The organism is Streptomyces sp. MMCC 100 (genome assembly GCF_041538145.2).
Lineage (GTDB): Bacteria > Actinomycetota > Actinomycetes > Streptomycetales > Streptomycetaceae > Streptomyces.
This window is the reverse complement of sequence record NZ_JBGORK020000001.1, coordinates 7,628,490-7,654,770: the sequence shown is the minus strand read 5'-3', so window position 1 is coordinate 7,654,770 and position 26,281 is coordinate 7,628,490. Positions and strand designations below refer to the sequence as shown.

Genomic DNA, 26,281 nt, shown 5'->3' with positions numbered 1-26,281 from the left:
TGGGGAACAGGGTGCAGCGGCGTAGGACAGGAACGATCGCGGTGGTGTCCGCACTGGGCATGACGGCGGTCCTCGGGGGCTGCGGGCTGACCGGCGACTCCGACGGGGTGACCCTGAAGCTCGTCGCCGCCGACTACGGCGACAGCAAGGACAACAGCTCCCAGAAGTACTGGGACGACCTGGTCGAGTCCTACGAGGCCAAGAACCCCGACGTGCACGTGGACGTCACCGTCTACTCGTGGAACGACGTCGACCGCAAGGTCCGCGAGATGGTCGAGGCGGGCAAGGCGCCCGACATGGCGCAGATCGGCGCCTACTCCGACTACGCGGACAAGGACCTGCTCTACCGGGCCGACGACGTGCTCTCCATCCCGGTCCAGGCCGACTTCGTCTCCCAGCTGGCCGGCGCCGGCCAGGTCAACGGCGTGCAGTACGGGCTGCCCTTCGCGGCCTCCACCCGCGTGCTCTTCTACAACAAGACCCTCTTCAACGAGGCCGGCGTCACCCCGCCCAAGTCCTGGGACGACCTGGCCGAGGCCGCCGAGGCGCTCAAGGAGAAGGGCGTGAAGTACCCGTACGCCCTGCCGCTGGGCGCCGAGGAGGCGCAGGCCGAGACGATGCAGTGGATGCTCAGCGGCTCGGGCGGCTACACCGACGACGTCGGCACCTACTCCGTCGACTCCCCGCAGAACGTCACCACCTTCACCTGGCTGCGGGACGAACTGGTCGGCAAGGGCCTCACCGGACCCGTCGCCCCCGGCAAGCTCGACCGCGCCGACGCCTTCGCCGCCTTCGCGGGCGGAGAGGTGGCCATGCTCAACGGCCACCCCTCGCTGATGAAGATGGCGTCCGACAAGGGCGTGAAGTACGGCATGGTGACCACCCCCGGCATCGACGGCGAGAGCAAGAACACCCTCGGTGTCTCCGACTGGATGACGGCCTTCAAGAAGAACGGCCACCAGAACGAGGTCGGCGACTTCCTCGACTTCGTCTACAGCGAGGAGAACGTCCTCGACTTCTCCCGCGAGTACGACCTGCTGCCGGTGACCACCTCCGCCTCCCAGGCCATGAGCACCGCTGCGGAGGACAAGAACCTCAAGCCGTTCCTGGACGAGCTGCTGCTCTCCGAGCTGTACCCGGTCGGCAAGACCTCCTGGGCCTCGGTCAGCGCGGACGTCAAGAAGCACATCGGCGAGGCGGTCGCCTCCGGCGGCAGCCCCAAGGAGGTCCTCGGCCAGATCCAGGCGACGGCGATGCGGGCCGGCAGCGCGGAGTAGCGGCCGTTGTCGGCGGCGGGCGTTACGGTGCCGTACATGGACCCGGGAGAGCTGGCCGAGCGGGAGCGGAGCATCCTCGCACTGGAACGCCGGGGCTTCTCCGGCCCCGGCGCCAAGGAACGCGCCATCCGCGAGGAGCTGGGCCTGGCCCCCGTCCGCTACTACCAGCTCCTCAACGCCCTCCTCGACGACCCCCGCGCCCTGGCGACCGACCCGGTGACGGTCAACCGCCTGCGCCGGATACGGGAGTCACGCCGCGCGGAACGCTGAGACCGCCCGCACCGGCCGGGTCACCACGCCGGACGAGCCACTGCACCGGTTCCCGCGGAGCGCTGGGCGGTTCGTGCGCCGGGCCGGGGCACCGCGCCGGGGCAGGCACAGGCCCGGTCCGCGCGGAACACCGGGTGGTGTGCCGGTCGGGCGGAGCGCCGTGCGGGCCGGGTCGGGGCTCGGGAACGGTCCGGGGCCGCGGCGGGACGACGGTCCCGGTGACGCGGGCACACCGGGAGCCGGCCGTCGTGGCGCACGGCCCGCAGGCGACGCGTGGGCCCGGCCCCGGCGGGATAGGTTCCCGGTATGGGCAGCCACCAGGACTCCACCCGAGACGACTCCCCACACCCCCTGCCGACGCCCGCCACGGCCGCCGGACGCGAAGGGCTCGACGCCCTCCTCGCCGACCCCGGCCGCGCGGTGATCGCGCTCGACTTCGACGGCACGCTCGCCCCGATCGTGCCCGACCCCGACCGGGCCCGCGCCCACCCGGAGGCCGTACCGGCGCTCGCGGCCCTGGCCCCGAAGGTCGCCTCGGTCGCCGTGATCACCGGCCGCCCCGCCGAGGTCGCCGTCCACCACGGCGGCTTCGCGGACGTCCCCGGCCTCGACCGCCTCGTCGTCCTCGGCCACTACGGCGCCGAACGCTGGGACGCCGCCACCAACACCCTCGCCACGCCCGCACCGCACCCCGGCGTCGCCGCCGTCCGCGCCGAGCTGCCGGGGCTGCTGGAACGGTCCGGGGCCGCGGCACAGGGCACCTGGACGGAGGACAAGGGCCACGCGGTCGCCGTCCACACCCGCCGCGCCTCCGACCCGCAGGCCGCCTTCGAAGCCCTGCGCGCCCCGCTCGCCGACCTGGCCTCCCGCCACGGCCTGATCGTCGAACCCGGCCGCATGGTCCTGGAACTGCGCCCGCCCGGCATGGACAAGGGCGCGGCCCTGCGGTCGTACGTCCACTCCCTGGACGCCGCCTCCGTCCTCTTCGCCGGCGACGACCTCGGCGACCTCCCGGCCTACGCGGCGGTCGACACCCTCCGCACCGAGGGCACCCCCGGCCTCCTGGTCTGCAGCGCCAGCGACGAGGTGACGGAACTGAGGAAGCGCGCGGACGTCGAGGTGCCCGGCCCGGCCGGAGTGGTGGCCCTCCTGGCGGCCCTCGCGCGCCGGCTGGCCTGAGACAACGTCACGGACGGTTCCCCCGCCTGTCACAGGCGTGTCCTGACGCCCCGGGCGGGGAACCCGGTCCGCCGCCCCACGGTCTTGCACGCCGTAAAGCCTGCTCAGTGAGGCCCAGAACCGTGGAGGAACCCGTCATGTCCGCTCGGAAGACCCCGATGCTCGCCCTCGCCGCCGTGGCCCTCGGCCTGGCCCTGACCGCCTGTGGCAACAGCGGCACCGGCGGCACCGGCGACGACGCCGCCGCCCCCGCCACCCCCGCCGCCACCGCGACGAGCACGGCACAGTCCCCCACCGCCGACGACGCGAGCACCGACGACGGGAACGCCACCGCCGGCACCTCCTCGGACACCCCGGAGGGGGCGAAGCCGGACCAGGGGAAGGGGGAGAAGTGCACGGACCGGCTGGACTACGCCGGTGACCCGCGGCCGAACGCCGAGATCAACTCGATCGGCGCGGAGACCGGCACCTGCCCCGAGCCCCAGTCGGACGGCACGCCGTCCGGTACCCCGAAGCAGGACGGGGTGAAGTGCACGGACCAGGTGAACTACGCCGGTGACCCGAGGCCGAACGCGGAGATCAACTCGATCGGCGAGGAGACCGGCACCTGCCCGCCGGTCCAGGCCAAGTAGCTCCCGACCGCTCCCGCCCGTCAGCCCCGCAGCGCCTCCAGCTGCTCCAGGAACCACCGCGCCGGGGGCAACGCGGTGCCGGCGGCCGCCAGCCGCTCCGACCGCTCGGCCCGTTCCCCCGCCGGCAGGCCGAGCGCCTCGTGCAGCGCGTCCGCCGTCCCCACCACGTCGTACGGGTTCACCACGACCGCGTCCTCGCCCAGCTCCTCGTACGCCCCCGCCTCTCGCGACAGCACCAGCGCACACCCCGCGTCGGAGACGACCGGCACCTCCTTCGCGACCAGGTTCATCCCGTCCCGGACGGGGTTGACGAGCGCCACGTCCGCCAGCCGGTACGCCGCCAGCGACCGCGCGAAGTCGTCCTTCAGATTCAGCACGACCGGCGTCCACCCCGGCGTACCGAACTCCTCGTTGACCGCGTTCGCGACCCGCTCCACCTCGGCCGTGTACTCCCGGTACACGGCGAGGTCCTGCCGCGAGGGGTACGCGAACGCGACGTGCACGACCCGCTCGCGCCACTCGGGCCGCCCCGCCAGCAGCTCGCGGTACGCCAGCAGCCCGCGCACGATGTTCTTGGACAGCTCGGTCCGGTCCACCCGCACGACGGTGCGGCGCGCGCCGCCCTCCGGCGCCGTGCCGATCTCCTCCCGCAGCGCCGCCATCCGCTCCTCGACGTCGGTCTCGTGCGACCGCTTCCGCAGGAAGTCCCCGTCGGCGCCGAGCCCGTGCACGCCGATCTCCGTGCCGCCGAGCCCGCCCACCACGGCGTCGCAGCAGGCGGTGAACGCGTCGGCCCAGCGCCGGGTGAGGAACCCGAGCCGGTCGGCGCCCAGCATCCCGCGCAGCACCTGCTCGGCGATGTCGTCCGGCAGCAGCCGGAAGTAGTCGACCGGGGCCCACGGCGTGTGCGAGAAGTGGCCGATCCTGAGGTCCGGACGCAGCTCGCGCAGCATCCCCGGCACCAGCGTCAGGTGGTAGTCCTGCACGATCGCGACCGCGCCCTCGGCCGCCTCCTCGGCCAGCGCCTCGGCGAAGGCCCGGTTGTACGCCTCGTAGGAGGCCCACTGCCGCCGGAACTCCGCGTCGAAGACCGGTTCCAGGGGCGTCTGGTAGAGCATGTGGTGCACGAACCACAGCACCGAGTTGGCGATCCCGTTGTACGCGTCCGCGTGCACGTCGGCCGGTACGTCCAGCATCCGTACGCCGTCCTCGCCGGCCCCGCGCCGCACCGCCTCGCGGTCGCCGTCGCCGAGCGCCGAGCACACCCACAGCGCGTCCGCGTCGGGCCCGATGGCCGACAGTCCCGAGACCAGCCCGCCACCGCCCCGTTTGGCGTGCAGCGACCCGTCCTCCCGCACCTCGTACGAGACCGGCCCCCGATTGGAGGCGACCAGCACCTGAGCAGCACCGAAGCTTGAAGCCATACGCCTCAACCTAGCCCGGCCCCTCGAACCTCAAACGTCCCCCGGTGTCACCTCGGCGGCGATTCGGTCACGCGTCTTGTGCAGGAACTGTGAACGGGTCGAGGATGTGCGGTGCACATTTCAACTTTCTGGGGGGTGGGCGCTTCATGCCCATACGCACACGCAACCGGCGCACGAGCAGACTCGCGGGCACGGCGGCACTGATCGCGGCCTCCGCGCTGGCCCTGGCCGGCTGCGGCGACGGTGACGCGAGCACGAAGGCGGACGAGGCACCCGCGACGGCCACCGCCTCCGCCACCGACACGGCCACGCCGAGCAGCAGCCCCACCCCCGAGGCGTCCCCCAGCACCGAGACCCCGACGCCCACGCCCACGCCCACCCCGACTCCGACCCCCGTCACCCTGCCGGACCTCACCGGCGGCAGCATCGGGGCGGCCGTCAGCGCCGCCAAGAAGGCGCACGTCGGCTACACCGTCCGCCTCCAGGGCACCGGGCGGCAGGCCTCCTCATGGGGCAGCGGCGAGAAGGTCTGCGAGCAGAGCGGCGGGTCCGGCGCCGTGACGTTCACCGTCCCGCGCGACGGCCGCGACTGCGCCGGGCGCCTGCTGCACACGCCGAAGCCGACCCCCGCGCCGTCGAAGACGCGGGACGGCGGCACGGGCGGAACCAGCGGTGGCGGCACCGGCGGCACCGGCGGCGGTGGCACCGGGGGTGGCGGCACGGGCGGCTGCGAGCTGATGAGCCCGGCCGGCAACTGCTACGCCGACGGCCAGTTCTGCGCCGACAAGCACCACGGCCTGAGCACCCACGGCCGCGGCGGCGAGTACCTGACCTGCGAGCAGGACTCCGGCGGCAGGTGGCGCTGGTCGGACGGCGTCCCCGGCTGACACCCCTGGGCTGCCCTGGGCCGCCCCTAGGCCACCCTCCGGGCCGCGTACTCCGCGATCTCCGTCATCGGGGGCCGTTCCTCGGTGTCCACGGCGTAGGTGCGCGGCTCGAACCCGTCGACGCCCCGCTCGAACTGGGTGAGGGCCGGCCGGACCAGGTGGCCGCGGGCCAGCCGCAGCTGGGCGGTGCGGTAGATCGCGGCGGCCATCCGGCCCAGCGCCCGCCCGTCCTGGTGGCGGTGGACGCGGACCCCGACGTCCACCTGCGCCAGCGCGTCCAGGCCCACCAGGTGCAGGGCGTCGACCAGCATGCCCAGTTCGACGCCGTAGCCGACCGGGAAGGGGAGCCGTTCCAGCAGGGAGCGGCGGGCCGCGTACTCGCCGCCCAGCGGCTGGACGAAACCGGCCAGCTGCGGCCAGTGCATGTTGAGCAGCGGGCGGGCCATCAGCTCCGTGACCCGGCCGCCCTGACCGGGAGCGGAGCCCAGCGGGCGGTCGTACATGGCCTTGACGAGGTGCACGTCCGGGTCGGTGAGCAGCGGGCCCACGATCCCGGAGACGAAGTCGGCGGAGAACTCGCGCAGGTCGGCGTCGACGAAGCAGACGATGTCCCCGCCGGTGACCAGCAGCGAACGCCACAGCACCTCGCCCTTGCCCGGCACGGCGGGGATGCGGGGGAGGATCGCGTCGCGGTGCACGACGCGCGCGCCGGCCGCCGCGGCCACCTCCGCCGTACGGTCGCTCGACCCGGAGTCCACGACCACGACCTCGTCGACCAGCGGAACCCGGAGCACCAGCTCCCGCCGGATCACCGTGACGATGTCGCCGACCGTCGCCTCCTCGTCCAGGGCGGGGAGTACCACGCTGACCGACTGCCCGGTGGCGTGCTTGGCGGACAGCAGGTGCTGGACCGGCCGGTCCCCGGCCGACCAGGAGCGTGCGTTCAGCCAGCGCTCGACTTCTTCCAGCACGTCCGGTGGCTCCTTTGTGATCCATCTCGCGGTACGGACGACTATCTCAACCGTCCTGGCCGTCGGTTACAGTCTTGAACAACGCGTGGGACCACCGCATGCCGGGGTCGCCGCGCGCACAACCGAAAAACAACCACATACCGCTCATCCAGAGGGGCAGAGGGATACGGCCCGATGAAGCCCCGGCAACCCTCCAGCCGGCTCTTGTCACACGTGACGTGGCGAGGCTCCCGGCTAGGGAAGGTGCCAAATCCGTCTCACGGCGAGATGCGTCGTGAGGAAGATGAGGAGAAAGGGCCTCGCCTCCATGGCTGTGCAGACTGCCGAAAGCACATCGAACCCCTCGAACGCCGCGACCTCCGCGAACCCCTCGGGTTCCGCCGTCGACCTCGGCCCCGCCGCCGCCCTGAGCTGCCGCGAGTGCGGTCACAAGGTTCCGCTCGGACCGGTCTTCGCCTGCGAGGAGTGTTTCGGCCCCCTCGAGATCGCCTACGACTTCTCGGGCTACGACACCGAGGAACTGCGGAAGCGGATCGAAGCGGGCCCCGCGAACATCTGGCGCTACGCCCCCCTGCTGCCCGTCCCGGCCGACGTCGCGACCAAGCCGAACATCAACCCCGGCTGGACCAAGCTCGTCAAGGCCGACAACCTCGCCCGTGAACTCGGCGTCACCGGCGGGCTCTACGTCAAGGACGACTCCGGCAACCCCACGCACTCCTTCAAGGACCGCGTCGTCGCCCAGGCCATCGAGGCAGCCCGCGCCTTCGGCTTCACCACCCTCTCCTGCTCCTCCACCGGCAACCTCGCCGGTGCCGTCGGCGCCGCCGCCGCCCGGGCCGGCTTCCGCTCCTGCGTGTTCATCCCGCACGACCTGGAGCAGGGCAAGGTCGTCATGGCCGCCGTCTACGGCGGTGAGCTGGTCGGCATCGAGGGCAACTACGACGACGTGAACCGCTTCTGCTCCGAGCTGATCGGCGACCCGGCCGGCGAGGGCTGGGGCTTCGTCAACGTCAACCTGCGCCCCTACTACGCCGAGGGTTCCAAGACCCTCGCCTACGAGATCTGCGAGCAGCTCGGCTGGCGGCTGCCCGACCAGATCGTCGTCCCGATCGCGTCCGGCTCCCAGCTGACGAAGATCGACAAGGGGCTGAAGGAGCTGATCGAGCTCGGCCTGGTCGAGGACAAGCCGTACAAGATCTTCGGCGCGCAGGCCGAGGGCTGCTCGCCGGTCTCCACGGCGTACAAGGCCGGTCACGACGTGGTCCGCCCGCAGAAGCCGAACACCATCGCCAAGTCGCTGGCCATCGGCAACCCCGCCGACGGCCCCTACGTCCTCGACATCGCCCGCCGCACCGGCGGCGCCGTGGAGGACGTGACCGACGAGCAGGTCGTGGACGCGATCAAGCTGCTCGCCCGCACGGAGGGCATCTTCGCCGAGACGGCAGGCGGCGTGACGGTCGGCGTGACGAAGAAGCTGATCGAGAACGGCGTGCTTGACCCGTCGCTCACCACCGTCGTCCTCAACACCGGCGACGGCCTCAAGACCCTCGACGCGGTGGCCGGTACCGGCCTCACCGCCACGATCCGCCCGAACCTGGATTCCTTCCGAGAGGCTGGCCTCGCATGAGCGTGACCGTTCGTATCCCGACCATCCTGCGCACCTACACCGGTGGCAAGGCCGAGGTGAGCGCCGACGGCGCCAACCTCGGGGAGGTCATCTCCGACCTGGAGAAGAACCACACCGGCATCGCCGCCCGCGTCCTGGACGACCAGGGCAAGCTGCGCCGCTTCGTCAACGTCTACGTCAACGACGACGACGTCCGCTTCGAGCAGGGCCTGGAGACGGCGACGCCGGACGGCGCGGGCGTCTCGATCATCCCCGCGGTCGCCGGCGGCTGATACGCGTCGTAGTGCCGATTGCCCTCTCCGTAAGAGAAACGGAGGGGGCAATTCCATGTGATTGAGCGCGGTAGAGTTGGGGAACGCGCTCCCGATCGGCACAACGGGAACCGTTAATTCCTGCCGCCCGCCCGACAAGAAGCAGCCAAAGTGCGAGCGTATTCTGCGGCTTTTGTTCCCTTTGTATGACCCGACTTGACCCGAATTCAGGCGAATTCTCGCCACATTCCGGACCGGGTACGTCCAGATTTCTCGTCCGATTGACCTGTTGCAGACGGCAGTTGGACAGATACATTCAGCCGCGGTCGACGCGTTCCGGCGCACGCCCCCAGTCGTGAGGGGGTGAGGTCTGACCCGGGTCCGCGAAGTGTGGATCTGTGCAAGGGCCAGTAATAGGGGAGTTAGGCATGGCTCAGGGCACCGTCAAGTGGTTCAACGCGGAGAAGGGGTACGGCTTCATCGCGGTCGACGGTGGTGCGGATGTTTTCGTCCACTACAGCGCGATTCAGATGGACGGCTACCGCACCCTCGAAGAAGGCCAGCGGGTCGAGTTCGAGATCTCGCAGGGTCAGAAGGGCCCGCAGGCCGACATGGTTCGCCTCAGCGCCTGAGACGCGCGGCCACCGCAGCACCCGGTCTTCATCCGAAGGGCCCGTACCTCCCGGGGTACGGGCCCTTCGGCCTGCCCGGACACGCGCCGTCCCCTTGTTCGCGGGTGGCTGACGGCGGGGCCCGATCCCCGAGAGGCGCTTGCACTCGATGGGGGCGAGTGCTAATCATTGCGTTAGCACTCTGAAGGTGAGAGTGACAACGAAGGACCGGGTCGGTGAGGCCCGCAGGCCGGGTGGGGAAGGAACCACAAGGCCGGCGAGCCGTCCGTCGCGGGCGCGGGCGCGGTCCGAAGGAATCACCCCCAGTCCTGGAGGGACCACTTCACATGGCCAAGATCATCGCGTTCGACGAGGAGGCGCGGCGCGGCCTCGAGCGCGGCATGAACCAGCTCGCGGACGCCGTCAAGGTGACGCTCGGCCCCAAGGGCCGCAACGTCGTCCTCGAGAAGAAGTGGGGCGCCCCCACGATCACCAACGATGGTGTCTCCATCGCCAAGGAGATCGAACTCGAGGACCCGTACGAGAAGATCGGCGCCGAGCTGGTCAAGGAAGTCGCCAAGAAGACGGACGACGTCGCCGGTGACGGTACGACCACCGCGACCGTTCTCGCCCAGGCCCTGGTCAAGGAAGGCCTGCGCAACGTCGCGGCCGGCGCCAACCCGATGGCCCTGAAGCGCGGTATCGAGAAGGCCGTCGAGGCCGTCTCCGCCGCCCTGCTCGAGCAGGCGAAGGACGTCGAGACCAAGGAGCAGATCGCCTCCACGGCCTCCATCTCCGCCGCCGACACCCAGATCGGCGAGCTCATCGCCGAGGCCATGGACAAGGTCGGCAAGGAAGGCGTCATCACCGTCGAGGAGTCCCAGACCTTCGGTCTGGAGCTGGAGCTCACCGAGGGTATGCGCTTCGACAAGGGCTACATCTCGGCGTACTTCGCCACCGACATGGAGCGTATGGAGGCGTCGCTCGACGACCCGTACATCCTGATCGCCAACTCCAAGATCGGCAACGTCAAGGACCTGCTGCCGCTCCTGGAGAAGGTCATGCAGTCGGGCAAGCCGCTGCTGATCATCGCCGAGGACGTCGAGGGCGAGGCCCTGTCGACCCTGGTCGTCAACAAGATCCGCGGCACCTTCAAGTCCGTCGCCGTCAAGGCCCCGGGCTTCGGCGACCGCCGCAAGGCCATGCTCGGCGACATCGCCATCCTCACGGGTGGCGAGGTCATCTCCGAGGAGGTCGGCCTCAAGCTCGAGAACGCCACGCTGGACCTGCTGGGCAGCGCGCGCAAGGTCGTCATCACCAAGGACGAGACCACGATCGTGGACGGCGCCGGCTCGGCCGACCAGGTCCAGGGCCGGGTCAACCAGATCCGCGCCGAGATCGAGAACAGCGACTCGGACTACGACCGCGAGAAGCTCCAGGAGCGCCTGGCGAAGCTGGCCGGCGGCGTGGCCGTCATCAAGGCCGGTGCCGCCACCGAGGTCGAGCTCAAGGAGCGCAAGCACCGCATCGAGGACGCCGTTCGCAACGCGAAGGCGGCCGTCGAGGAGGGCATCGTCGCCGGTGGTGGCGTGGCCCTGCTCCAGGCCTCCCAGGTCTTCGAGAAGCTGGAGCTGTCGGGTGACGAGGCGACCGGCGCCAACGCCGTGAAGCTCGCCCTGGAGGCCCCGCTGAAGCAGATCGCCGTCAACGGTGGTCTCGAGGGCGGCGTCGTCGTGGAGAAGGTCCGCAACCTGACCGTCGGCCACGGCCTGAACGCCGCCTCCGGTGAGTACGTCGACATGATCGCCGAGGGCATCATCGACCCGGCGAAGGTGACCCGCTCTGCCCTGCAGAACGCCGCCTCCATCGCCGCGCTGTTCCTCACCACCGAGGCCGTCATCGCCGACAAGCCGGAGAAGGCCGCTGCGGCGGGCGCCCCGGGCGGCATGCCGGGCGGTGACATGGACTTCTGATCGACCGGTTCCGGTTGATCGACCGTCCAGTACGGACCGAGGGCGGCACTCCCCGAGAAGGGGGTGCCGCCCTCGGGCGTTCCCGCCTGCCCTCCGGCCGGATGTGGTCCGGGTCACGGCTGGCCGGCGGCCGCGGACGGAATGACCCGGCCGGGCGGGACGGTTCACCGTGGAGTGCGATAAATGCGCGCGCACATACCGCCCGGTACCTACTTAGGAGATCCCACGTGACCGTCACCCCCGCCGAGGCCGCCACCCGCGCCGCCCAGCTCCTCGCCCGCCCCGCCACGATCAACGGCCTCACCGTGCCCAACCGCATCGCGATGGCGCCGATGACCCGGATGTTCTCCCCGGGCGGCGTCCCCGGCGAGAACGTGGTCTCGTACTACTCCCGCCGCGCCGCCGCCGGCGTCGGACTGATCGTCACCGAGGGCACGTACGTCGGCCACGACTCGGCCGGGCAGAGCGACCGCGTGCCGCGCTTCCACGGCGAGGAGCAGCTCGCCGGATGGGCGAAGGTCGCCGGGGCGGTGCACGCGGCGGGCGGCACGATCGTGCCGCAGCTGTGGCACATCGGCATGGTGCGCAAGGCCGGTCAGCCGCCCTACGCGGACGCCCCCGCCGTCGGCCCGTCCGGCCTGCGCATCGGCGAGGACGAGCCCACCGGTACCGCGATGACCCAGCGTGACGTGGACGACGTCGTCGGCGCCTTCGCCGAGGCCGCCGCGGCCGCCGAGCGCATCGGCTTCGACGGCGTGGAGATCCACGGCGCCCACGGCTACCTCGTCGACCAGTTCCTGTGGTCCGGCACCAACCGCCGCACCGACGCCTACGGCGGCGACCCCGTGGCCCGGGCGAGGTTCGCCGCCGAGATCGTGGCCGCCGTACGGGAGACGGTCTCCGCCGACTTCCCCGTCATCTTCCGGTACTCCCAGTGGAAGCAGGAGGCCTACGACGCCCGCCTCGCCGAGACCCCCGAGGAGCTGGAGGCCGTCCTCGCCCCGCTCGCGTCGGCCGGTGTCGACGCCTTCCACGCCTCCACCCGCCGCTACTGGCTCCCCGAGTTCGAGGACTCGGACCTGAACCTCGCCGGCTGGACCAAGAAGCTCACCGGCAGGCCCGCCATCACCGTCGGCTCGGTCGGCCTCGACGGCGACTTCAACAAGGCCTTCCAGGGCGAGGGCGCCCCCGTCCGCAGCATCGACAACCTCCTCGACCGCATGGAACGCGACGAGTTCGACCTCGTCGCCGTCGGCCGCGCGCTGCTCCAGGACCCGCGGTGGGCCGAGAAGGTGCTTGCCGGCCGCTTCGACGAACTCGCCCCGTACGACGCGGCGTCGCTGAAGACCCTGATCTGAGCGCGGTGCGCACCACGGCGTAGGGTCCGGAGGATGACGATCCCTGGACCCGTCGAGTCAGTGGAACCCGTGGTGCGCACCGCCTGCGGCGCGGTGCGCGGCCGGACGGAGGACGGCCTGACCGTCTTCCGCGGCATTCCGTTCGCCCAACCCCCGGTGGGAGAGGCCCGGTTCGCCGCGCCGCGCCGCCCCCGCCCCTGGGACGGCGTTCGCGACGCGTACGCCTTCGGCCCGCCGCCCCCGCAGGACCTCGGCGTCGCGGGCACCGTCGGCCCCCCGGACGTCCCCGAGGGCGACGACTGGCTGACGGTCAACGTCTGGACCCCCGCCCCCGACCCGGCCGCCCACCGACCGGTCATGGTCTGGATCTACGGCGGCGCCTACAAACTCGGCCACTCCGGCAGCCCCGCCTACGACGCCCGCCGCATCGCCGCCGACGGCGACCTCGTCGTCGTCACCCTCAACTACCGCGTCGGCATGGAGGGTTTCGCCCACATCGAGGGCGCCCCCGCCAACCGGGGCCTGCTCGACCAGGTGGCGGCGCTGGCCTGGGTGCAGGACAACATCGCCGCGTTCGGCGGGGACCCCGACCAGGTCACCGTCTTCGGCGAGTCGGCGGGCGCCGGTTCCGTGGCCTCCCTGCTGGCCATACCCCGCGCGGCCGGACTCTTCCGGCGGGCCATCGCCCAGAGCGTGCCGGGCACGTTCTTCTCCGACGAACTCGCCCGGGACATCGGCGCCGCCTTCGCCGCCGAGATCGGCCTGCGCCCGACCGTCGCGGACCTCTCGGGCGTCGCTCCGGACCAACTCGTCAAGGCCGGCCAGGCCCTCACCGCGAAGATGCCCGGCCACGCCGCCCGTTGGGGCCAGGCGGTGTCCACGATGACCCCGTACGCCCCGGTCGTGGACGGCGAAGTGCTGCCGGTCACCCCCTGGCGGGCGCTCGCGTCCGGCGCGGCCCGCGACGTCGCACTGATCGTCGGTCACAACCGCGACGAGAACCGCCTGTTCACGGCGATGGCAGGCAAGCTGGGCCAAATCGACGAGGCCCGCGCGAGTGCCTCCTTGCGCCGCAACGCGCCGGGCGGCGAGGCGGCCTACCGCACCGCGTTCCCCGACGCCTCCGCGAACGACCTCTACGAACGCGTCCAGACCGACTGGGTGTTCGCCATGCCCACCCTGCACCTGGCCGAGGCCCACCTCGCGGGCGGAGGCCGGGCCCACGTCTACGAACTCACCTGGCCGGCCCCGGCGCAGGGCGGCGCCCTGGGCGCCTGTCACGCCCTGGACATCCCCCTCCTCTTCGGCACCTTCCAGGAGAGCCTGGCGCTCCTCCAGTTCGCCGGCGCGGAGCCGTCCGAGGAGGCACTTGCCCTGTCCGCCCGCTTCCGCTCCTCCTGGACCGCGTTCGCCCGCACCGGCGACCCGGGCTGGCCCGCGTACGACACGGAACGGCGCCTGGTCCAGGTCCTGGACGCCGAGCCGACGGTCGCGCCGTACCCGGAGGAGACCTCCCGACGCCTGTGGGAGGGGTACGAGTTCGCGCCCCTGCCGCTGCTGGGTCCGCAGGCGTGACTTTCCGGGGTCTCCTGCTGGGCCTGTTCGTCGTACCGGTCGTCGTCGGCGTGTACTTCCTCACCGAGGCGGCGACCGCCGACGGCACGCCGCAGTGCGACGGCATCATCGAGGAGTACGGCGACGCGGAGCGCTCCGGCCCCATGAAGCCGGGGGAGACGTGCGACCTGTACGACTTCACCGACGGCCGCTCGGCGGGCACGCGGACGTACGAGCAGCAGAAGAAGGCGCAGGACGAGGAGGCGACGGACGACTACCGGGCCGGAGGCTGGTGGCTGGCGTACGGCTTGACCGGCCTGGCCGTGGCCACCGCCCACCTGGGCCTGAAACGCCGCCGCGTCTGAGTCGTGGGCCGTGGGCCGTGGGCCGGAGGCGGCGCGTGTTGGAGGAGTGGCTGTGGGGCCGCCCGCTTCTTGGTCAGTGTCGTGCTTCCGCGAGCCGCGTCAAGGGCGCTCCGCTGTCGCTGCGCGTCGCCTTCGGCGATGACCCTTCGGGTCACCCTTGACCCGGCTCGCTCCAGCACGGGTGAGAAGCGTGCGGGCGGCCGGGGGAGGGTGGGTGTCCCTGACCCGGCTCGCTCCAGCACGGGTGAGAAGCGTGCGGGCGGCCGGGGGAGGGTGGGTGTCCCGGGTGGGCCGGTCCCTTGGGCGGGTTGCCCGGTCACCCGGCGTGAGGGGCGCGTCGGCGCCTCGTCGGCACGCCGGGTGGGCTCGGCGTCTGCCGCCCGGTGGGTGGGGGACCCCTTCCAAAAGCCGAGGACAAAATCGCGTTTTTGTCCTCGGTTTTTGAGAGGGGTCCCCGCCCGAGGGCTTTCGTGCCGAGACGGAATCACCCACCGGGCGTCGGACGCTGAGGCGGCCCGGCGTGCGTGCGAGGTGCTGACGCGTTCCCTCGTGCCGGGGACTGGGTGGCCGGCCTGAGGGACCGGCGGGCCTCGGCCACCCGCCTTTCCGGGCCGCTCGCTCGCTTCTCCCTCGTGCTGGAGCGAGCCGAGTCAAGGGTGGCCCGCAGGGCCATCGGCGGAGCCGACGCGCAGCGCCCTTTACTCGGGTCGTGGAGGCACGACACTGGCAAGGAAGCGAGTGGCCCCCACGGTCACGTGGGAGCCGGGGCTGCCTTGATGCCGTCGGCGAAGACCGACCAGGCGTGGGCCTGGATGTGGTCTTCGCCGACGCGGCGACCGCCTCGCTCGTGCCGCTGGAGGAGATCACCGAGGAGGGGGCGTGGCGTCCGGGTCAACGCGATCTTCCCGGGGCCGGTCGACACCCCCGGGATCGCCAACCTCTTCGGCGGGGAGAACACGTCCTCCGTCCAGGAGAAGCTCTACGTCGACGGCGGCGAGAACCAGATCTGACCAGGCGGGGGATCAGCCGCGGCCCGGCCCGTCCGGCACCACGATGCGTTCGACCGCCGCCGTCACCAGCTGGTCCCGCTCCTCCTCGGTGAACACGTCCGGCAGGGTGAGCTGTTCGACGATCAGCCAGTTCAGGGCGAGGATGAGCAGCTTGACGGCCGTGGCGTCACCGGGGAGGCCCGACGCCTCGTGGTAGGCGACGTTGGCGGCGACGTCCTCGCGGACGCGTGCGGTCAGCACCGCGCGCAGTTCGGGGCGCCGGGTGGCCTCCAGGCGCAGTTCCAGCAGAGCGAGGTAGCCGGTGCGGAACGAGGCGATGCGGTCGACCAGTTCACGCATCAGCTGGACGTAGGTGTCCCGGTCGCGGCCGGCCGTGCGCTGGCGGGCGATGGTGGCCTCGTCGGGGTGCAGGCGCTCGTAGACGCGGGCGCCCGCCTGCGTGAGCAGGTCGTCGCGGTTCGCGAAGTAGTTGGACGCGGTGCCGGCCGGCACGGCGGCCTCCGTGTCCACCGCCCGGAAGGTCAGACCCCGGGCGCCCTGCGCGGCCAGCACCTCGATCGCGGCGTCGACGAGGGCGGCGCGGCGCTGGTCGTTCCGTCTCACCATGTTCCGGCTCCAGGCTCCAGGTGCGCGCTCGGCTTCGTAGCACTCCGGGCAGAGTACTACGTGTGAAGTGATGAAAGCCGGGTCAGAGGCCGCCCATCGGCTCGATGTCCACCCGTACCGGCGTGCCCCACACCCGCAGCACCTCGTAGTCCGTGAACTCGTGGACGAGCCGGTACGCCATCGCGGCGCGCGGGCCGCGCAGCTGGGCCGCGATGTACAGCTCGGCCTCGCGGCGGTCGCGGCGCGGGGTGCCGCACAGCTGCCAGGCCTGGCCGTTCCACAGCTCGGGCAGCCAGCGCTGCTGGGGCTGCGGCCGGTCGCCCCGGACACCGTAGCGGGACTGGACCGGTTCGGTGTGCCGGGGTGGCACCGGGCCGCCGTTGTACTCGGCGCGGCGGGCCGTGCGCCGGCGGGTTTCGCACAGGAGGCACAGGTCGGGGGCGGCCTTGTCGACCGGGCCGTTCGGGTGCTCGGGGCAGCGGGTGCTGGGGGCCGTCGTCGTGACGCTCTCCTCCAGCTGGTCCAGAGCGCGCTTCAGGTCCGCGCGGACCTCGTGGAGCTTGGCCTCCGGGGTGTCCGCCGTCAGGGCCTCGCCGTGCTCACCGAGGAGACGCAGGGCGCGGCCCAGGGCGGTCAGCTGGGCGTGGTTCATGTTCCTCAGAATCGCACACGGCGCCGACGGCCCCGGGCGTGCGGCCGGACGGGAGGTGGTGAGGCGGTCAGTCGTGCGCCGCCGTCAGCGCCGCCCGCAGGTGGCCGCCGGACTGCTCCAGGAGGCGGGCGGCCGTCGGGCCGTCCACGTCGGCCAGCAGGACCAGGATCGCGTGCTTGACCTCGCCGTCGGTCGCCGTCAGCGCGCGCTCGATGTCGTCGTCGGCGGCGCCGGTGGCGAGTGCGACGATGCGGCGCGAGCGGGCGCGCAGCTTCTCGTTGGAGGCGCGGACGTCGACCATCAGGTTCCCGTAGGTCTTGCCGAGCCGGACCATCGTGATCGTCGACAGCATGTTCAGGACCAGCTTCTGCGCCGTGCCCGCTTTGAGCCGCGTCGAGCCGGTGAGCAGCTCCGGACCGGAGACCACCTCGATGCCGTGCTCGGCGGCGGCGGCCAGGGCGCTGTCCCGGTTGCAGGCGAGGCCGACGGTCAGGGCGCCGAGCGAGCGGGCGTGCTCGACGGCGCCGACGGCGTACGGGGTGCGGCCGGAGGCGGAGACGCCGACCACCGTGTCGTCGGCGGTCAGGGCGAGGGCGTCCAGGTCGGCTCGGGCCAGCTCGGGAGAGTCCTCGGCGCCCTCGATGGAGGTGACCATGGCGTCCGGGCCGCCCGCGATCAGGCCGACGACCTGCCCGGGGGCGGTGTTGAAGGTGGGCGGGCACTCCGAGGCGTCCAGCACGCCGAGCCGGCCGGCCGTACCGGCGCCCGCGTAGATCAGCCGCCCGCCGCGCGCCATGCGGGCGGCCACGGCGTCGATGGCGGCGGCGATCTCGGGCAGCCGCTCGGCGACGGCGGCGGGCACGGTGGCGTCCTCGCCGTTCATCAGCCGCGCGATGTCGAGGGTGGGCAGCCGATCGATCTCGGCCAGCTCCGGCCGGAACGCCTCGGTGGTCAGCGTCTCCAACTGGGAACGGAGGTCGGGGTGATGGGGGGTGGAGGTCATGAAGATGCGGCCCTTTTCAACTTGCGGTGTCTGTACTTGCCTGGGGGCGCGGGGCTGTATCGATGTGCGGCTCCGCCGCGTGGGCGCGACCAGCCGCACCCGGCCCGCAGCCACCCACGATGATCAAGCCCTACGGTCCCCCGCGCCCGCGCGGAGCGCCCCGTGCCGATGCGCCAACGCCTCGTACGACGCCGCCAACGCCGGCGCCGCCGACTCGTACGTCCGCTGCGCCACCCCCACGAACAGGCAGTCCACGACCAGCAGCTGACTGGTCCGCGACGACATCGCCGCCGGCCGCAGCTCGCTCTCCCGGGCCGTGGACGTGGTCAGCACGTGGTCGGCGTACTGGGTGACGGGGCTGTCGGGGCGGCCGGTGATGGCGATGGTCGTCGCGCCGCGCTCGAAGGCGACCCGCAGCGGTTCGATGACGTCCCCCGTCGAGCCGGAGTGCGTGATCGCCAGGGCCACGTCCCCGGCGTGCAGCTGCACCGCGTTGGTGACGGCGAGGTGCGGGTCGCCCGGGGCGTGGGCTATGAGCCCTATGCGCAGCATCTTCTGGGTGAGATCCTGGGCGACCAGGTTGGAGGCGCCGATGCCGTACACGTCGGTGCGCCGGGCGGCGGCCAGGGCGGCGACGGCCGCGCCGAGCTGGACGGTGTCGAGACCGGCGGCAGTGTCCGCGAGGGTCTGCTGCTCGTCGTAGGCCAGCTTGGCGACCACGTCGGCGATCGGGTCGTCGACCGCGATGTCGGTGGTGATGGCGGGCGCGCGGCCGGACTGCTGCTGTGCGGCGAGTCCGGCGAGCGCGAGGCGCAGATCGCGGTAGCCCGGGTAGCCGAGCAGCCGGGCGGTGCGTACGACGGTCGCCTCGCTGGTGCCGGTCAGCTCGGCCAGGCCGGTGACCGTGAGGGCCGCGCAGCCGGCCGGGTCGCCCGCGACGGCCTCGGCGACCCGCTGCATGGACCGCGTCATCGACGGCGCCAGGGTGCGAACCTTGGCCGCGAGGGCGGCGGGCGCGGGTGGAGCGCTCCCGCCACCGGCGGCACGGCGGCCCCCGGAAGCGCTTGCGAAAGTTTCCTTCACTTCATCGGTCACTCATGAAAGATATTTTCGTTTCGGTCTGCGGGTCAAGAGTGCGCACAATGGGTGCATGAACCCCATCAGCCCCCTGGAGCAGGCGCTGCACGCCGCGCGCGCCCTCGTGCTCGCCGACCTGGTGGCGGGCGAGGTCGCCGAACCGGACGTCGTCTCGCTGGTCGAGGAGTCCGTGGTGCAGCGGCGCTGGTGGGTCGAGCAGTGGCCCGAGGGCGCGGAGTTCGTGGCGGGGCTGGTCGCGCAGGACGTGCAGGACGCCCTGCTGGAGCGGTACGGCCGCTGGCCCCTGTGCCCGGTGTGCGGTTCCGGCGACCCGCACGCGCTGGACGTCGAGCCCGAGCTGGGTCCCGACCCGCACTGGGTGTGCGGCAAGGCCGGCGTGAAGGTCGCGGCGGTCGGCTCACTGGGCGCGGCCACCGGCGGCGCCTCTTCATGAGGATCCTCCGATGACCCTCTACATCGACCCGCCGACCTGGCCGGGCCACGGCCGCCTCTGGTCGCACCTGGTCAGCGACGCCTCCTACGCCGAACTGCACGCCTTCGCCGCGACCCTGGGCGTGCCGCGCCGCGCCTTCGAGCGCGACCACTACGACCTGCCCGCCCACCGGTACGCCGACGCGGTGTCCGCCGGCGCGCTGGAGGTCAGCAGCCGCGAGGTCGTGCGGCTGCTGCACGGGGCGGGACTGCGCCGCCGCAAGGGTTCTTCCGGCGCCGAGGGCGGTCCCGGCTCCGGTGCTCAGCCGCGCAGCTCGTAGGCGAACTGCTCGGCGCCCTCGCCGCCCTCGGAGGACTCCCCGGCGACCCGGGTGAACCCGGCACGCACGATGACGGCCTGCGACGCGGTGTTCTCCGGCTCGGTCGTCGCGAACACGGACGTCACCTCGTCCCGGGCCAGCGCCCACGCGGACAGCGCGCGCAGCCCCTCGGTCGCGTAACCGTTGCCCCGGGCCGCCTCGGCGAGGTCGTAGCCGATCTCCACCCGGCCGTCCTCGTCCGGCGCCCCGTGGAAACCCATGCCGCCGACCGCGCGCCCGTCCTCGCGCCGTACGAGCACGAAGACACCCCACTCCGGCCGGTGCGTACCCGCCTCGTAGGCCTTCAGCAGCATTCCGGCGGCGTCCCGCGTGCCCTGGAAGGGCCCGCCGTCGACCCACGCGAAGCCGCCGTCACCGCCCGCGGCGAGGTCGGTGGCGGCGGCGGGCGAGACGCCCTGGAGGGTGAGCCGTTCGGCCGGGACCACCAGGTTGTTGCGCCAGCGCCACTCGGTGACCGGGGCGCGTCCGGGCAGGTCACCGCGTCCGGTGGCCCACAGCAGGGTGCGCCAGGGGCCGGCGCCGGGCTGGACGTGCGGGAAGATCCGGGCGAGGAGGTCCGCGCACAGCTCGGCGGACGGTTCGTAGACCAGCCCGAGGCCCTCGGCGATGTCGTGGGTGTGCAGCAGCACCTCGGTGATCCCCATCGCGGCGAAGCCCTCGCGGTTCACGCTGCGGAAGGGGTACGGGTGGAAGGCCCGGACCTCGCGCGGGGTGGTGCGGACGGTGGCGGCGAGCAGCGCGCCGGTCGTCTCGATCACCTGCAGCACGTCCTCGTTGCCGGTGCCCTCGTCCAGGGTGAGCTCGAAGGGGACGTACGCCTCGGTGGCGCGTCCGGCCAGCTGACCGGCGTAGGCGATGAGGTCGCTCGCGATGTGCTCCGCCGTGTACCGGCAGTCCCATTCGAGCCGTCCGGCCCGCGTCTCGGCCCAGTTCCGGTCCGTCGCCGTCCGCAGCAGCGCGACGGCGCCCGCGACGGCCTCTTCCACCTGTTCCCCGCCCATGCTTCGCATGCCGGGCAGGCTAGACGTCCGGGGTGTCCGGGAGCGACAGCATTTCCAGCTCGCCGGTGAGGTTGTGGCGGGCGGTCGCCTCCCACTCCCGCCGTCCGTGCGGGGTGTGGAACAGGGTGGGCAGGTCGAGGAGCTGGCGCAGGATCGCGGCCCGGCCCTCGCGGAAGGCCTCGTTCGGGACGAAGTGGTACTCCTCGCGGACGGCCGCCGTGTACGCCGCGTACGCCGACGGCGGCGAGGCGAGGACGGCCAGGTCCGCGTCGCACAGCACCTGCCCGTCGCGGTCGTCGCCGGCCGGGTCGTGGGTGACGGTGAGCCGGACCAGCCGGGCCACCTCGGCGGTCTTCTCCGCCGGAACCCCGGCCTCGGGCAGCGCGCGCTCGGCGAGCCGGGCCGAGCGCTCCTCGTTCTCGGACCGGTCGGGCTGGTAGACGGCGTCGTGGAACCAGGCGGCGAGGCGTACGACGTCCACGTCGTCGGCGTGCTCCGCCAGGACGTCGACGTGGTCCAGGACCGCGGTGAGGTGCGCGAGGGTGTGGTAGCGCCGCTGGGGCTCCCGCCAGCGGGCGAGCAGGTTGTCGGCGTACGGCGCGGGGTCGAGGGCGGCGCCGGGAGCGGTGGCTCCCGCCACGGCGTGGGTGAAGCGCGAACGCAGGGCGTCGAGGGCGGCGGGGTCGGCCATGGGCGCATTCTTCCAGATAATGATCGTGATAGCTTCTAACCGATTTTCCAGCGATTCAGCGATTCAGCGATTCAGCGACTCAGCGATCCAGCGATCCAGGAGTTCAGCGATCCCTGGATTCCCGGCCGGGCGAGCCGGGCGAGAGCCGAGAGGTGGCGGAGGACCATGCCGGAGCCGCGCACGAGCACCCCGCGCGAGCGGTACCGCACCCAGGTGCGCGCGGAGATCAAGGAACACGCGTGGGAGCAGATCGCCACGGCAGGGGCATCCGCGCTCTCCCTCAACGCGATCGCCAAGCGGATGGGCATGAGCGGGCCCGCGCTCTACCGGTACTTCGACGGCCGCGACGAGCTGATCACGGAACTCGTCCGGGACGCCTACCGCAGCCAGGCCGACGCCTTCCGGGCGGCCGCCGAGTCCGGCGCCGACCTGGCCGGCCTCGCGCACGCCCTGCGTGCCTGGGCCCTGGACGACCCGCAGCGCTACTTCCTCATCCACGGCACTCCCGTCCCCGGTTACCACGCGCCGGGCGACATCACCGGGATCGCCGCCGAGACCATGGCGGTCATCGTCGACGCCTGTGCCGCACTGCCCTCGTCGGACGGCACCGCCGGAGCGTTCGACGTGCACCTCGAAGACCACCGGCAGTGGGCGGGCGACAGCCCGGCACCCTCCCCGGCGCTCCACCGCGCCCTGTCCTTCTGGTCCCGGCTGCACGGCGTCCTGTCCCTGGAACTCGCCGGTCAGTTCACCGGCATGGGCTTCGACCCCGCCCTTCTCTTCGCCGCCGAACTCGAGGACCTGCTGGAACGCTGACCACGCAAGGGGCCCGGCCCTAACGTGGAGTCCATGACGACTCCCGCAGACCTGCACGACGTACGCGACCCCGAGCTGCCCGGCCGGCTGCTGACCCTCGAACGCGACGAACTGGTGCCCCTGCTGCGCTCCCGCGCGGACGCCGACTTCGCGCTGCCGGTGGTCGCGTGTCCGGGCTGGACCGTGCGCGACGTGCTGGCGCACTGCTCCAGCGCACTGATCCGGGTGGTGGAGAAACGCTTCGAGGAGGGCGTCTTCTCGCCCGAGTCCAACGACCGCGACATCGCCGAACGCGCCGACTGGGGCAACGCCCGCATCGTCGACGAACTGGAACGCGGCATGACCGAGGCCGGACCGGTGATCGCCCGGGCGGGCGGTGCGCTGGACGCCGTCGCACTGGGCGAGTGGGTGCACGCCGGTGATGTGCGGGTGGCCTTCGGCGAGCCGGGGGCGTACGCGGGGCGCGGGCTGCCGGAGGCGCTCGCGCTGCTCGGCACGGTCACCCGGGCGCGCGGTCACGTGCCGCTCCACGCCGACCTCGACGACCTCGACGAGCCGCTGAAGCTGGGCGAGGCGAGCGGCGAGCGGCCGCCGGGCCGTTACATCGGCGATGCCGCCACCCTCGTACGGCTCTACGCGGGCCGCCCCCTGGACGGAACGGACGGCGCGAACGGTGCGACGGGGTACGAGCTGGCCGGGGTGGAGGCGGCGGAGCTGAACATCTTCGGCGGCTAGGCGGCGACGCGGGCACCCTGGTCTGCCATCGGGGCGTAGTCTGGTATTGGACTAGACCTGTAGCAGGCCGACGAATGGGGTCCCATGAGCAAGCGTGCAGTCCTGGAGGTGATCGCCCTCGACGTCGAGGACGCGGTCGCCGCCCAGGCCGGAGGCGCGGATCGCCTCGAACTGGTCACCGACATTGCGGCCGACGGACTCACCCCGTCGGCCGCGACCGTCGCCGCGATCCGTGCCGCCGTCGACATCGACGTACGGGTGATGCTGCGGCTCGCGGACGGGTTCGCCGCCGGTGACGTCGAGCGTCTGGCACGCGTCGCCGGTGAGATGCGGGAGGCCGGGGCCACGCAGTTCGTGCTGGGGTTCCTGGACGCCGAGGGCGACGTGGACCTCAAGGCGGTGGAGCGCATCGCCGAGGTGCTGGACGGGTGCCGGTGGACGTTCCACCGTGCGATCGACCGCGCCGCGAACCGGGACGCGCTGCGCAAGCAGCTCGCGGACTTCCCGGGCCTCGACACGTATCTGACGGCCGGGGCGGCCGGTGGCGTGGACGAGGGCCTGAACGTGCTGCTCGCGGAGGCGCGGCGGCGAGGGGAGCCGGGGTACGAGCAGCAGCTGCTGGTGGGCGGTGGCCTGCGGCTGGAGCACGTGCCCGGGCTGCTGGACGCGGGGATCGACGGCTTCCACATCGGCGGCGCGGCCCGGCCCGCCGGGTGGGGCGGGCCGGTGTCGGCGGACGCGGTGTCGGAGTGGCGGCGGGTGCTCGGTCACTGAGCGTTCGGCCAGGGCTGTGCGCCCGCACTGGTGCTCGCGAGGGGTGGGCGTCACTCGCCCCCCGCGTTGGCGGGGTGCCGCTGCGCCCACCCGTGCCGCCCCAGCGGCACGACTGCCCGCAGCGGCGCGGCGGTGAGCGGCTGCCCGCAGCTCACGCCAGCTGCGGTGGCAACCCCGTGCCGTGGGTCACGATGAGCCCCGAGACCGCGCGGGTCAGGGCCACGTACAGGCGGCGCAGGCCCGTCCGTTCGTCGGGCTCGCCGTCGACCACGGCCTGTGGCTCGTCCAGGACCACGTAGTCGTACTCCAGGCCCTTGGCCAGCGAGGCCGGGACCAGGGTCAGGCGGGTGGCGTGGGTGGTCTCCTCGCCGGGGCCGACGTGGCCGATCCCGGCCGCCGCCAGGGCCGCCGCCAGCTCCGGCACCCGCGCGTCGGCGGCGATGAGCCCGACCGAGCCCTCCCGCTCCAGCAGCTCACGGCACGCCGCCACCACGTCGGCCGACCCGTCGGCGGCCGTACGGATGTCGAAGAAGCCCGGGTTCTCGCGGATCGACGCCACCGGCGTCAGGCCCGGCGCGATGTGCGGCAGCAGCCGGGACGCGTACGCGATGACGTCCGTCGGCACGCGGAAACCGGCCGTCAGCTCCTCGACCACCGCCTCGCCCTTGCCCAGGTGCCCCAGCGCCTCCGCCCAGCTCCGGGTCGCCCACGGCGTGGTGCCCTGCGCCAGGTCGCCGAGGACGGTCGCCGAGCCGGTGGTGCAGCGCCGGCCCACCGCGCGGTACTGCATCGGGGACAGGTCCTGCGCCTCGTCGAGGACCACGTGCCCGAGGGAGTGGGTGCGCTCGATCAGGTCGGTCGCCTCGTCGATCAGCACGGCGTCGGCGGGCGACCACTTGGCGGACTTCACCGAGCGGGCGGGTTTCACCCACAGCACCGCCTTCTGCTCGTCCTCCGTGAGGACACCCTCGGCGTGCTCGGCGAGGAAGTCCGCGTCGGTGAGCAGACGCAGGACCAGCTTGGCCGGGTCGACCTGCGGCCAGACCGACTTCACCAGCGCCTTCACGGCCGCGTTGCGGGCCACCGCGTTCTGCACCCGGTCGTCCGGCGCCTCGCCCGCCCGCTCCATCTGCACCAGCACGGCGTGCGCGACCCGCTGCGGCAGCGCCTCGCGGGCCGCGCCGTAGCGGATGTCACGGGCGAGCAGCTCACGGACGATCTCCTCCAGCTCGTACACCGGCACCCGCCAGCGGCGCGAGCCGCGCACCACGACGACGCCCTCGGTGGGCGGGGCGACGTGGGAGTAGAGGGCCCTGCGCAGCACCTCGGCCATCCGGGCGTCGCCCTTGATCACCGCCGTCCTCGCCTCGTCCGTGCCGCGCACCTCGACGTGGGCCACCAGGTCGTCCACGGTGGCCTGGCGGACCGTCAGCTCGCCGAGGGCCGGGAGAACCTGCTCGATGTAGTGCAGGAAGGACCGGTTCGGGCCGATGACCAGCGTGCCGGTGCGGGCGAGGCGCTCGCGGTGCGCGTACAGGAGGTAGGCGACCCGGTGCAGGCCGACGGCGGTCTTCCCGGTGCCCGGGCCGCCCTGCACACAGACCGAGCCGGCCAGCCCGGCGCGCACGATCTCGTCCTGCTCGGGCTGGATCGTCGCCACGATGTCCCGCATCGGTCCGACGCGGGGCCGCTCGATCTCCTGCTGGAGCAGCCTGCTGGTGGTCGCGGCCTCGGCCGGGTCGAGCAGGTGCTCGTCCTCGTACGCCGTCAGGTCGCCGCCGGTGTAGCCGAAGCGGCGGCGCAGCGAGACGTCCTGCGGGTCCTTCTTCGACGCCCGGTAGAACGGCTGGGAGACCGGCGCCCGCCAGTCGATGACCATCGGGTCGCCGTCCGCGTCGTGCACGTGCCGGCGTCCGACGTAGAAGCGCTCGCCCTCCCCGCCCTCGGCCTGCTCGGCGCCCGGAGCGTGCAGGTAGTCGAGCCGGCCGAAGAACAGCGGGGTCTCGCTGAGGTCGGCCAGCGCCTTGATGCGCTGCTCGATCTGGCTTTCCAGGACCGCGGCGTTGACCCAGTTCGCGGTGACGTCGGTGATGTCCAGGGACTCGACGTCCTCACGCATGGCGCGCAGGGCGGAACGGGACGCGGCGAGGTGGGAGCGTTCCCTGGAGAGGGGGTCGTCGTGGACGGGCGTGGACAAGGGGGTGCCTCCGGATGACCTGCGGTGCGGTGGGCGCGGAACGCGCGCGGTGGACCGACCGGTTTCCGTCCGGACGGCAGCACTCCGTGGGGAGGCGGGCAAGAGCGGAGATTCTAGGGGAGGGGGCGCGGCGCGGGCCAACTGTTTTCCCGCCCTCCCAGGGCGACCCGGGCCCCGACCCTTAGGGGATCACGTCATCCGCGCTGGGGGACGCGCTCCCTCCATGGTCGTAGCGGAGGAGGGCGGAGGTTGGGTCCGCAGACCGATGCCGGTCGGGGGCGGGCGGTCGCACCATGGAGACATGAGCGCAGCAACCATCTCCCCCGCCCCGGCACCGGGCCGCGCGTCCGGTGCCACGCCCGTGGCCGGCAGCCACCGGCACCGGCTCGGTGACACCCTGCGCGCCGTCAGGGTGTTCGCGGGCGCCGCCTTCGACGTGGTCATCCTCGGTGAGTACGGCGAGGAGGCCGGCGTCCGCCGCCACTGAGACCGGCGGTCTCGGCACCC

Annotated in this window: 28 protein-coding genes and 1 riboswitch; of the genes, 19 read left to right on the top strand and 9 right to left on the bottom strand. The window is 72.6% G+C overall.

Annotated elements, in window-relative coordinates:
• The first annotated feature begins 11 nt into the window (after positions 1 to 11).
• The 4 genes from ABS735_RS35490 (at position 12) to ABS735_RS35475 (ending at position 3,358) form a co-directional block, all read left to right on the top strand.
• A complete protein-coding gene (locus ABS735_RS35490) occupies positions 12 to 1,277 on the top strand; it encodes an ABC transporter substrate-binding protein (protein WP_476755868.1) in 1,266 nt (421 codons plus the stop codon).
• 36 nt (positions 1,278 to 1,313) lie between these two features.
• The gene (locus tag ABS735_RS35485; RefSeq protein ID WP_373904176.1) at positions 1,314 to 1,547 is read left to right on the top strand and encodes a DUF3263 domain-containing protein; all 234 of its coding nucleotides are present in this window, start codon (positions 1,314 to 1,316) and stop codon (positions 1,545 to 1,547) included.
• A 306-nt stretch (positions 1,548 to 1,853) separates the two neighbouring features.
• On the top strand, positions 1,854 to 2,726 hold the full coding sequence (gene otsB, locus ABS735_RS35480) for a trehalose-phosphatase (RefSeq protein ID WP_373904175.1): 873 nt from the start codon (positions 1,854 to 1,856) through the stop codon (positions 2,724 to 2,726).
• Between the two features lie 137 nt (positions 2,727 to 2,863).
• Positions 2,864 to 3,358 carry a hypothetical protein gene (locus ABS735_RS35475; protein ID WP_373904174.1) on the top strand — a complete coding sequence of 165 codons (495 nt, stop codon included), beginning with the start codon at positions 2,864 to 2,866 and terminating at the stop codon, positions 3,356 to 3,358.
• A 20-nt stretch (positions 3,359 to 3,378) separates the two neighbouring features.
• Here the strand turns inward: ABS735_RS35475 and ABS735_RS35470 are convergent, their stop codons facing one another.
• Complete coding sequence (locus tag ABS735_RS35470) at positions 3,379 to 4,782, bottom strand: alpha,alpha-trehalose-phosphate synthase (UDP-forming) (protein WP_373904173.1); 1,404 nt, start codon at positions 4,780 to 4,782, stop codon at positions 3,379 to 3,381.
• Positions 4,783 to 4,928: 146 nt separating this feature from the next.
• Between ABS735_RS35470 and ABS735_RS35465 the strand changes: the two genes are divergently transcribed.
• Positions 4,929 to 5,669 (top strand): hypothetical protein, encoded by a 741-nt coding sequence (locus ABS735_RS35465; RefSeq protein ID WP_373904172.1) that lies wholly within the window; start codon positions 4,929 to 4,931, stop codon positions 5,667 to 5,669.
• A gap of 26 nt (positions 5,670 to 5,695) precedes the next feature.
• Here ABS735_RS35465 and ABS735_RS35460 read toward each other — a convergent pair whose 3' ends face one another.
• Positions 5,696 to 6,640 (bottom strand): glucosyl-3-phosphoglycerate synthase, encoded by a 945-nt coding sequence (locus tag ABS735_RS35460; protein WP_373904171.1) that lies wholly within the window; start codon positions 6,638 to 6,640, stop codon positions 5,696 to 5,698.
• Positions 6,641 to 6,781: 141 nt separating this feature from the next.
• Positions 6,782 to 6,930: riboswitch (SAM riboswitch) on the top strand.
• Positions 6,931 to 6,947: 17 nt separating this feature from the next.
• On the opposite strand from ABS735_RS35460, the gene thrC reads away from it, so the two are divergent.
• The 8 genes from thrC to ABS735_RS35420 all read left to right on the top strand — a co-directional run bounded on the left by thrC (position 6,948) and on the right by ABS735_RS35420 (position 15,389).
• Complete coding sequence (gene thrC / locus ABS735_RS35455; protein ID WP_373904170.1) at positions 6,948 to 8,267, top strand: threonine synthase; 1,320 nt, start codon at positions 6,948 to 6,950, stop codon at positions 8,265 to 8,267.
• Complete coding sequence (locus ABS735_RS35450) at positions 8,264 to 8,539, top strand: MoaD/ThiS family protein (protein WP_030186288.1); 276 nt, start codon at positions 8,264 to 8,266, stop codon at positions 8,537 to 8,539. Before thrC ends, ABS735_RS35450 begins: the two co-directional genes overlap by 4 nt.
• 407 nt (positions 8,540 to 8,946) lie before the next feature.
• On the top strand, positions 8,947 to 9,150 hold the full coding sequence (locus tag ABS735_RS35445; protein ID WP_004929928.1) for a cold-shock protein: 204 nt from the start codon (positions 8,947 to 8,949) through the stop codon (positions 9,148 to 9,150).
• A gap of 326 nt (positions 9,151 to 9,476) precedes the next feature.
• Positions 9,477 to 11,102 (top strand): chaperonin GroEL, encoded by a 1,626-nt coding sequence (gene groL / locus ABS735_RS35440; RefSeq protein WP_007388714.1) that lies wholly within the window; start codon positions 9,477 to 9,479, stop codon positions 11,100 to 11,102.
• Positions 11,103 to 11,329: 227 nt separating this feature from the next.
• Positions 11,330 to 12,460: an NADH:flavin oxidoreductase gene (locus tag ABS735_RS35435; protein WP_373904169.1), complete on the top strand. Its 1,131-nt coding sequence runs from the start codon at positions 11,330 to 11,332 to the stop codon at positions 12,458 to 12,460.
• Between the two features lie 33 nt (positions 12,461 to 12,493).
• Complete coding sequence (locus ABS735_RS35430; RefSeq protein ID WP_373904168.1) at positions 12,494 to 14,035, top strand: carboxylesterase/lipase family protein; 1,542 nt, start codon at positions 12,494 to 12,496, stop codon at positions 14,033 to 14,035.
• A complete protein-coding gene (locus ABS735_RS35425) occupies positions 14,032 to 14,379 on the top strand; it encodes a hypothetical protein (protein WP_373904167.1) in 348 nt (115 codons plus the stop codon). The genes ABS735_RS35430 and ABS735_RS35425 overlap by 4 nt, the downstream gene beginning before the upstream one ends.
• A 776-nt stretch (positions 14,380 to 15,155) precedes the next feature.
• Complete coding sequence (locus tag ABS735_RS35420) at positions 15,156 to 15,389, top strand: hypothetical protein (protein ID WP_373904166.1); 234 nt, start codon at positions 15,156 to 15,158, stop codon at positions 15,387 to 15,389.
• Between the two features lie 12 nt (positions 15,390 to 15,401).
• Here ABS735_RS35420 and ABS735_RS35415 read toward each other — a convergent pair whose 3' ends face one another.
• The 4 genes from ABS735_RS35415 to ABS735_RS35400 form a co-directional block, all read right to left on the bottom strand.
• Complete coding sequence (locus ABS735_RS35415) at positions 15,402 to 15,995, bottom strand: TetR/AcrR family transcriptional regulator (RefSeq protein ID WP_373904165.1); 594 nt, start codon at positions 15,993 to 15,995, stop codon at positions 15,402 to 15,404.
• An 82-nt stretch (positions 15,996 to 16,077) separates the two neighbouring features.
• Positions 16,078 to 16,647: a hypothetical protein gene (locus tag ABS735_RS35410; RefSeq protein WP_373904164.1), complete on the bottom strand. Its 570-nt coding sequence runs from the start codon at positions 16,645 to 16,647 to the stop codon at positions 16,078 to 16,080.
• Between the two features lie 67 nt (positions 16,648 to 16,714).
• Positions 16,715 to 17,650 carry an N-acetylmuramic acid 6-phosphate etherase gene (gene murQ, locus ABS735_RS35405; protein WP_373904163.1) on the bottom strand — a complete coding sequence of 312 codons (936 nt, stop codon included), beginning with the start codon at positions 17,648 to 17,650 and terminating at the stop codon, positions 16,715 to 16,717.
• A gap of 123 nt (positions 17,651 to 17,773) precedes the next feature.
• Complete coding sequence (locus tag ABS735_RS35400; protein WP_373904162.1) at positions 17,774 to 18,745, bottom strand: MurR/RpiR family transcriptional regulator; 972 nt, start codon at positions 18,743 to 18,745, stop codon at positions 17,774 to 17,776.
• Positions 18,746 to 18,800: 55 nt separating this feature from the next.
• On the opposite strand from ABS735_RS35400, the gene ABS735_RS35395 reads away from it, so the two are divergent.
• Positions 18,801 to 19,181, top strand: coding sequence for a hypothetical protein (locus tag ABS735_RS35395; RefSeq protein WP_356359536.1), 381 nt, complete (start codon positions 18,801 to 18,803; stop codon positions 19,179 to 19,181).
• Between the two features lie 10 nt (positions 19,182 to 19,191).
• The gene (locus ABS735_RS35390; RefSeq protein WP_373904161.1) at positions 19,192 to 19,500 is read left to right on the top strand and encodes a DUF4031 domain-containing protein; all 309 of its coding nucleotides are present in this window, start codon (positions 19,192 to 19,194) and stop codon (positions 19,498 to 19,500) included.
• On the opposite strand, the gene ABS735_RS35385 is transcribed toward ABS735_RS35390, so the two are convergent.
• Together ABS735_RS35385 and ABS735_RS35380 are read right to left on the bottom strand one after the other, a co-directional pair.
• Entirely contained in the window at positions 19,482 to 20,570 is a 1,089-nt protein-coding gene (locus ABS735_RS35385; RefSeq protein WP_373904160.1) for a GNAT family N-acetyltransferase, read from the bottom strand. The genes ABS735_RS35390 and ABS735_RS35385 overlap by 19 nt on opposite strands.
• A 10-nt stretch (positions 20,571 to 20,580) precedes the next feature.
• Positions 20,581 to 21,252, bottom strand: coding sequence for an HD domain-containing protein (locus tag ABS735_RS35380; protein ID WP_373904159.1), 672 nt, complete (start codon positions 21,250 to 21,252; stop codon positions 20,581 to 20,583).
• A gap of 165 nt (positions 21,253 to 21,417) precedes the next feature.
• Here ABS735_RS35380 and ABS735_RS35375 point away from each other — a divergent pair, with 165 nt between their 5' ends.
• From ABS735_RS35375 to ABS735_RS35365, 3 genes are all read left to right on the top strand, one after another.
• The gene (locus ABS735_RS35375) at positions 21,418 to 22,068 is read left to right on the top strand and encodes a TetR/AcrR family transcriptional regulator (protein WP_373904158.1); all 651 of its coding nucleotides are present in this window, start codon (positions 21,418 to 21,420) and stop codon (positions 22,066 to 22,068) included.
• A gap of 33 nt (positions 22,069 to 22,101) precedes the next feature.
• Positions 22,102 to 22,803: a maleylpyruvate isomerase family mycothiol-dependent enzyme gene (locus ABS735_RS35370; protein WP_373904157.1), complete on the top strand. Its 702-nt coding sequence runs from the start codon at positions 22,102 to 22,104 to the stop codon at positions 22,801 to 22,803.
• Positions 22,804 to 22,887: 84 nt separating this feature from the next.
• Positions 22,888 to 23,577, top strand: coding sequence for a copper homeostasis protein CutC (locus ABS735_RS35365; RefSeq protein ID WP_373904156.1), 690 nt, complete (start codon positions 22,888 to 22,890; stop codon positions 23,575 to 23,577).
• A 151-nt stretch (positions 23,578 to 23,728) separates the two neighbouring features.
• Here the strand turns inward: ABS735_RS35365 and ABS735_RS35360 are convergent, their stop codons facing one another.
• Positions 23,729 to 25,774, bottom strand: a complete 2,046-nt coding sequence (locus ABS735_RS35360; RefSeq protein ID WP_373904155.1) for a HelD family protein — start codon at positions 25,772 to 25,774, stop codon at positions 23,729 to 23,731.
• A 301-nt stretch (positions 25,775 to 26,075) separates the two neighbouring features.
• Between ABS735_RS35360 and ABS735_RS35355 the strand changes: the two genes are divergently transcribed.
• Positions 26,076 to 26,261, top strand: coding sequence for a hypothetical protein (locus tag ABS735_RS35355; protein ID WP_030399360.1), 186 nt, complete (start codon positions 26,076 to 26,078; stop codon positions 26,259 to 26,261).
• The last annotated feature ends 20 nt before the right edge of the window (positions 26,262 to 26,281 follow it).

What these genes read in the sequence shown, in the direction of transcription:
- ABS735_RS35485 (WP_373904176.1), top strand. Translation starts at nt 1,314, where the DNA reads ATGGACCCGGGAGAGCTGGCCGAGCGGGAGCGGAGCATCCTCGCACTG.
- otsB (WP_373904175.1), top strand. Translation starts at nt 1,854, where the DNA reads ATGGGCAGCCACCAGGACTCCACCCGAGACGACTCCCCACACCCCCTG.
- ABS735_RS35475 (WP_373904174.1), top strand. Translation starts at nt 2,864, where the DNA reads ATGTCCGCTCGGAAGACCCCGATGCTCGCCCTCGCCGCCGTGGCCCTC.
- ABS735_RS35470 (WP_373904173.1), bottom strand. Translation starts at nt 4,782, where the DNA reads ATGGCTTCAAGCTTCGGTGCTGCTCAGGTGCTGGTCGCCTCCAATCGG.
- ABS735_RS35465 (WP_373904172.1), top strand. Translation starts at nt 4,929, where the DNA reads ATGCCCATACGCACACGCAACCGGCGCACGAGCAGACTCGCGGGCACG.
- thrC (WP_373904170.1), top strand. Translation starts at nt 6,948, where the DNA reads ATGGCTGTGCAGACTGCCGAAAGCACATCGAACCCCTCGAACGCCGCG.
- ABS735_RS35450 (WP_030186288.1), top strand. Translation starts at nt 8,264, where the DNA reads ATGAGCGTGACCGTTCGTATCCCGACCATCCTGCGCACCTACACCGGT.
- ABS735_RS35445 (WP_004929928.1), top strand. Translation starts at nt 8,947, where the DNA reads ATGGCTCAGGGCACCGTCAAGTGGTTCAACGCGGAGAAGGGGTACGGC.
- groL (WP_007388714.1), top strand. Translation starts at nt 9,477, where the DNA reads ATGGCCAAGATCATCGCGTTCGACGAGGAGGCGCGGCGCGGCCTCGAG.
- ABS735_RS35430 (WP_373904168.1), top strand. Translation starts at nt 12,494, where the DNA reads ATGACGATCCCTGGACCCGTCGAGTCAGTGGAACCCGTGGTGCGCACC.
- ABS735_RS35420 (WP_373904166.1), top strand. Translation starts at nt 15,156, where the DNA reads ATGCCGTCGGCGAAGACCGACCAGGCGTGGGCCTGGATGTGGTCTTCG.
- ABS735_RS35415 (WP_373904165.1), bottom strand. Translation starts at nt 15,995, where the DNA reads ATGGTGAGACGGAACGACCAGCGCCGCGCCGCCCTCGTCGACGCCGCG.
- ABS735_RS35410 (WP_373904164.1), bottom strand. Translation starts at nt 16,647, where the DNA reads ATGAACCACGCCCAGCTGACCGCCCTGGGCCGCGCCCTGCGTCTCCTC.
- murQ (WP_373904163.1), bottom strand. Translation starts at nt 17,650, where the DNA reads ATGACCTCCACCCCCCATCACCCCGACCTCCGTTCCCAGTTGGAGACG.
- ABS735_RS35395 (WP_356359536.1), top strand. Translation starts at nt 18,801, where the DNA reads ATGAACCCCATCAGCCCCCTGGAGCAGGCGCTGCACGCCGCGCGCGCC.
- ABS735_RS35390 (WP_373904161.1), top strand. Translation starts at nt 19,192, where the DNA reads ATGACCCTCTACATCGACCCGCCGACCTGGCCGGGCCACGGCCGCCTC.
- ABS735_RS35385 (WP_373904160.1), bottom strand. Translation starts at nt 20,570, where the DNA reads ATGCGAAGCATGGGCGGGGAACAGGTGGAAGAGGCCGTCGCGGGCGCC.
- ABS735_RS35380 (WP_373904159.1), bottom strand. Translation starts at nt 21,252, where the DNA reads ATGGCCGACCCCGCCGCCCTCGACGCCCTGCGTTCGCGCTTCACCCAC.
- ABS735_RS35375 (WP_373904158.1), top strand. Translation starts at nt 21,418, where the DNA reads ATGCCGGAGCCGCGCACGAGCACCCCGCGCGAGCGGTACCGCACCCAG.
- ABS735_RS35370 (WP_373904157.1), top strand. Translation starts at nt 22,102, where the DNA reads ATGACGACTCCCGCAGACCTGCACGACGTACGCGACCCCGAGCTGCCC.
- ABS735_RS35365 (WP_373904156.1), top strand. Translation starts at nt 22,888, where the DNA reads ATGAGCAAGCGTGCAGTCCTGGAGGTGATCGCCCTCGACGTCGAGGAC.
- ABS735_RS35355 (WP_030399360.1), top strand. Translation starts at nt 26,076, where the DNA reads ATGAGCGCAGCAACCATCTCCCCCGCCCCGGCACCGGGCCGCGCGTCC.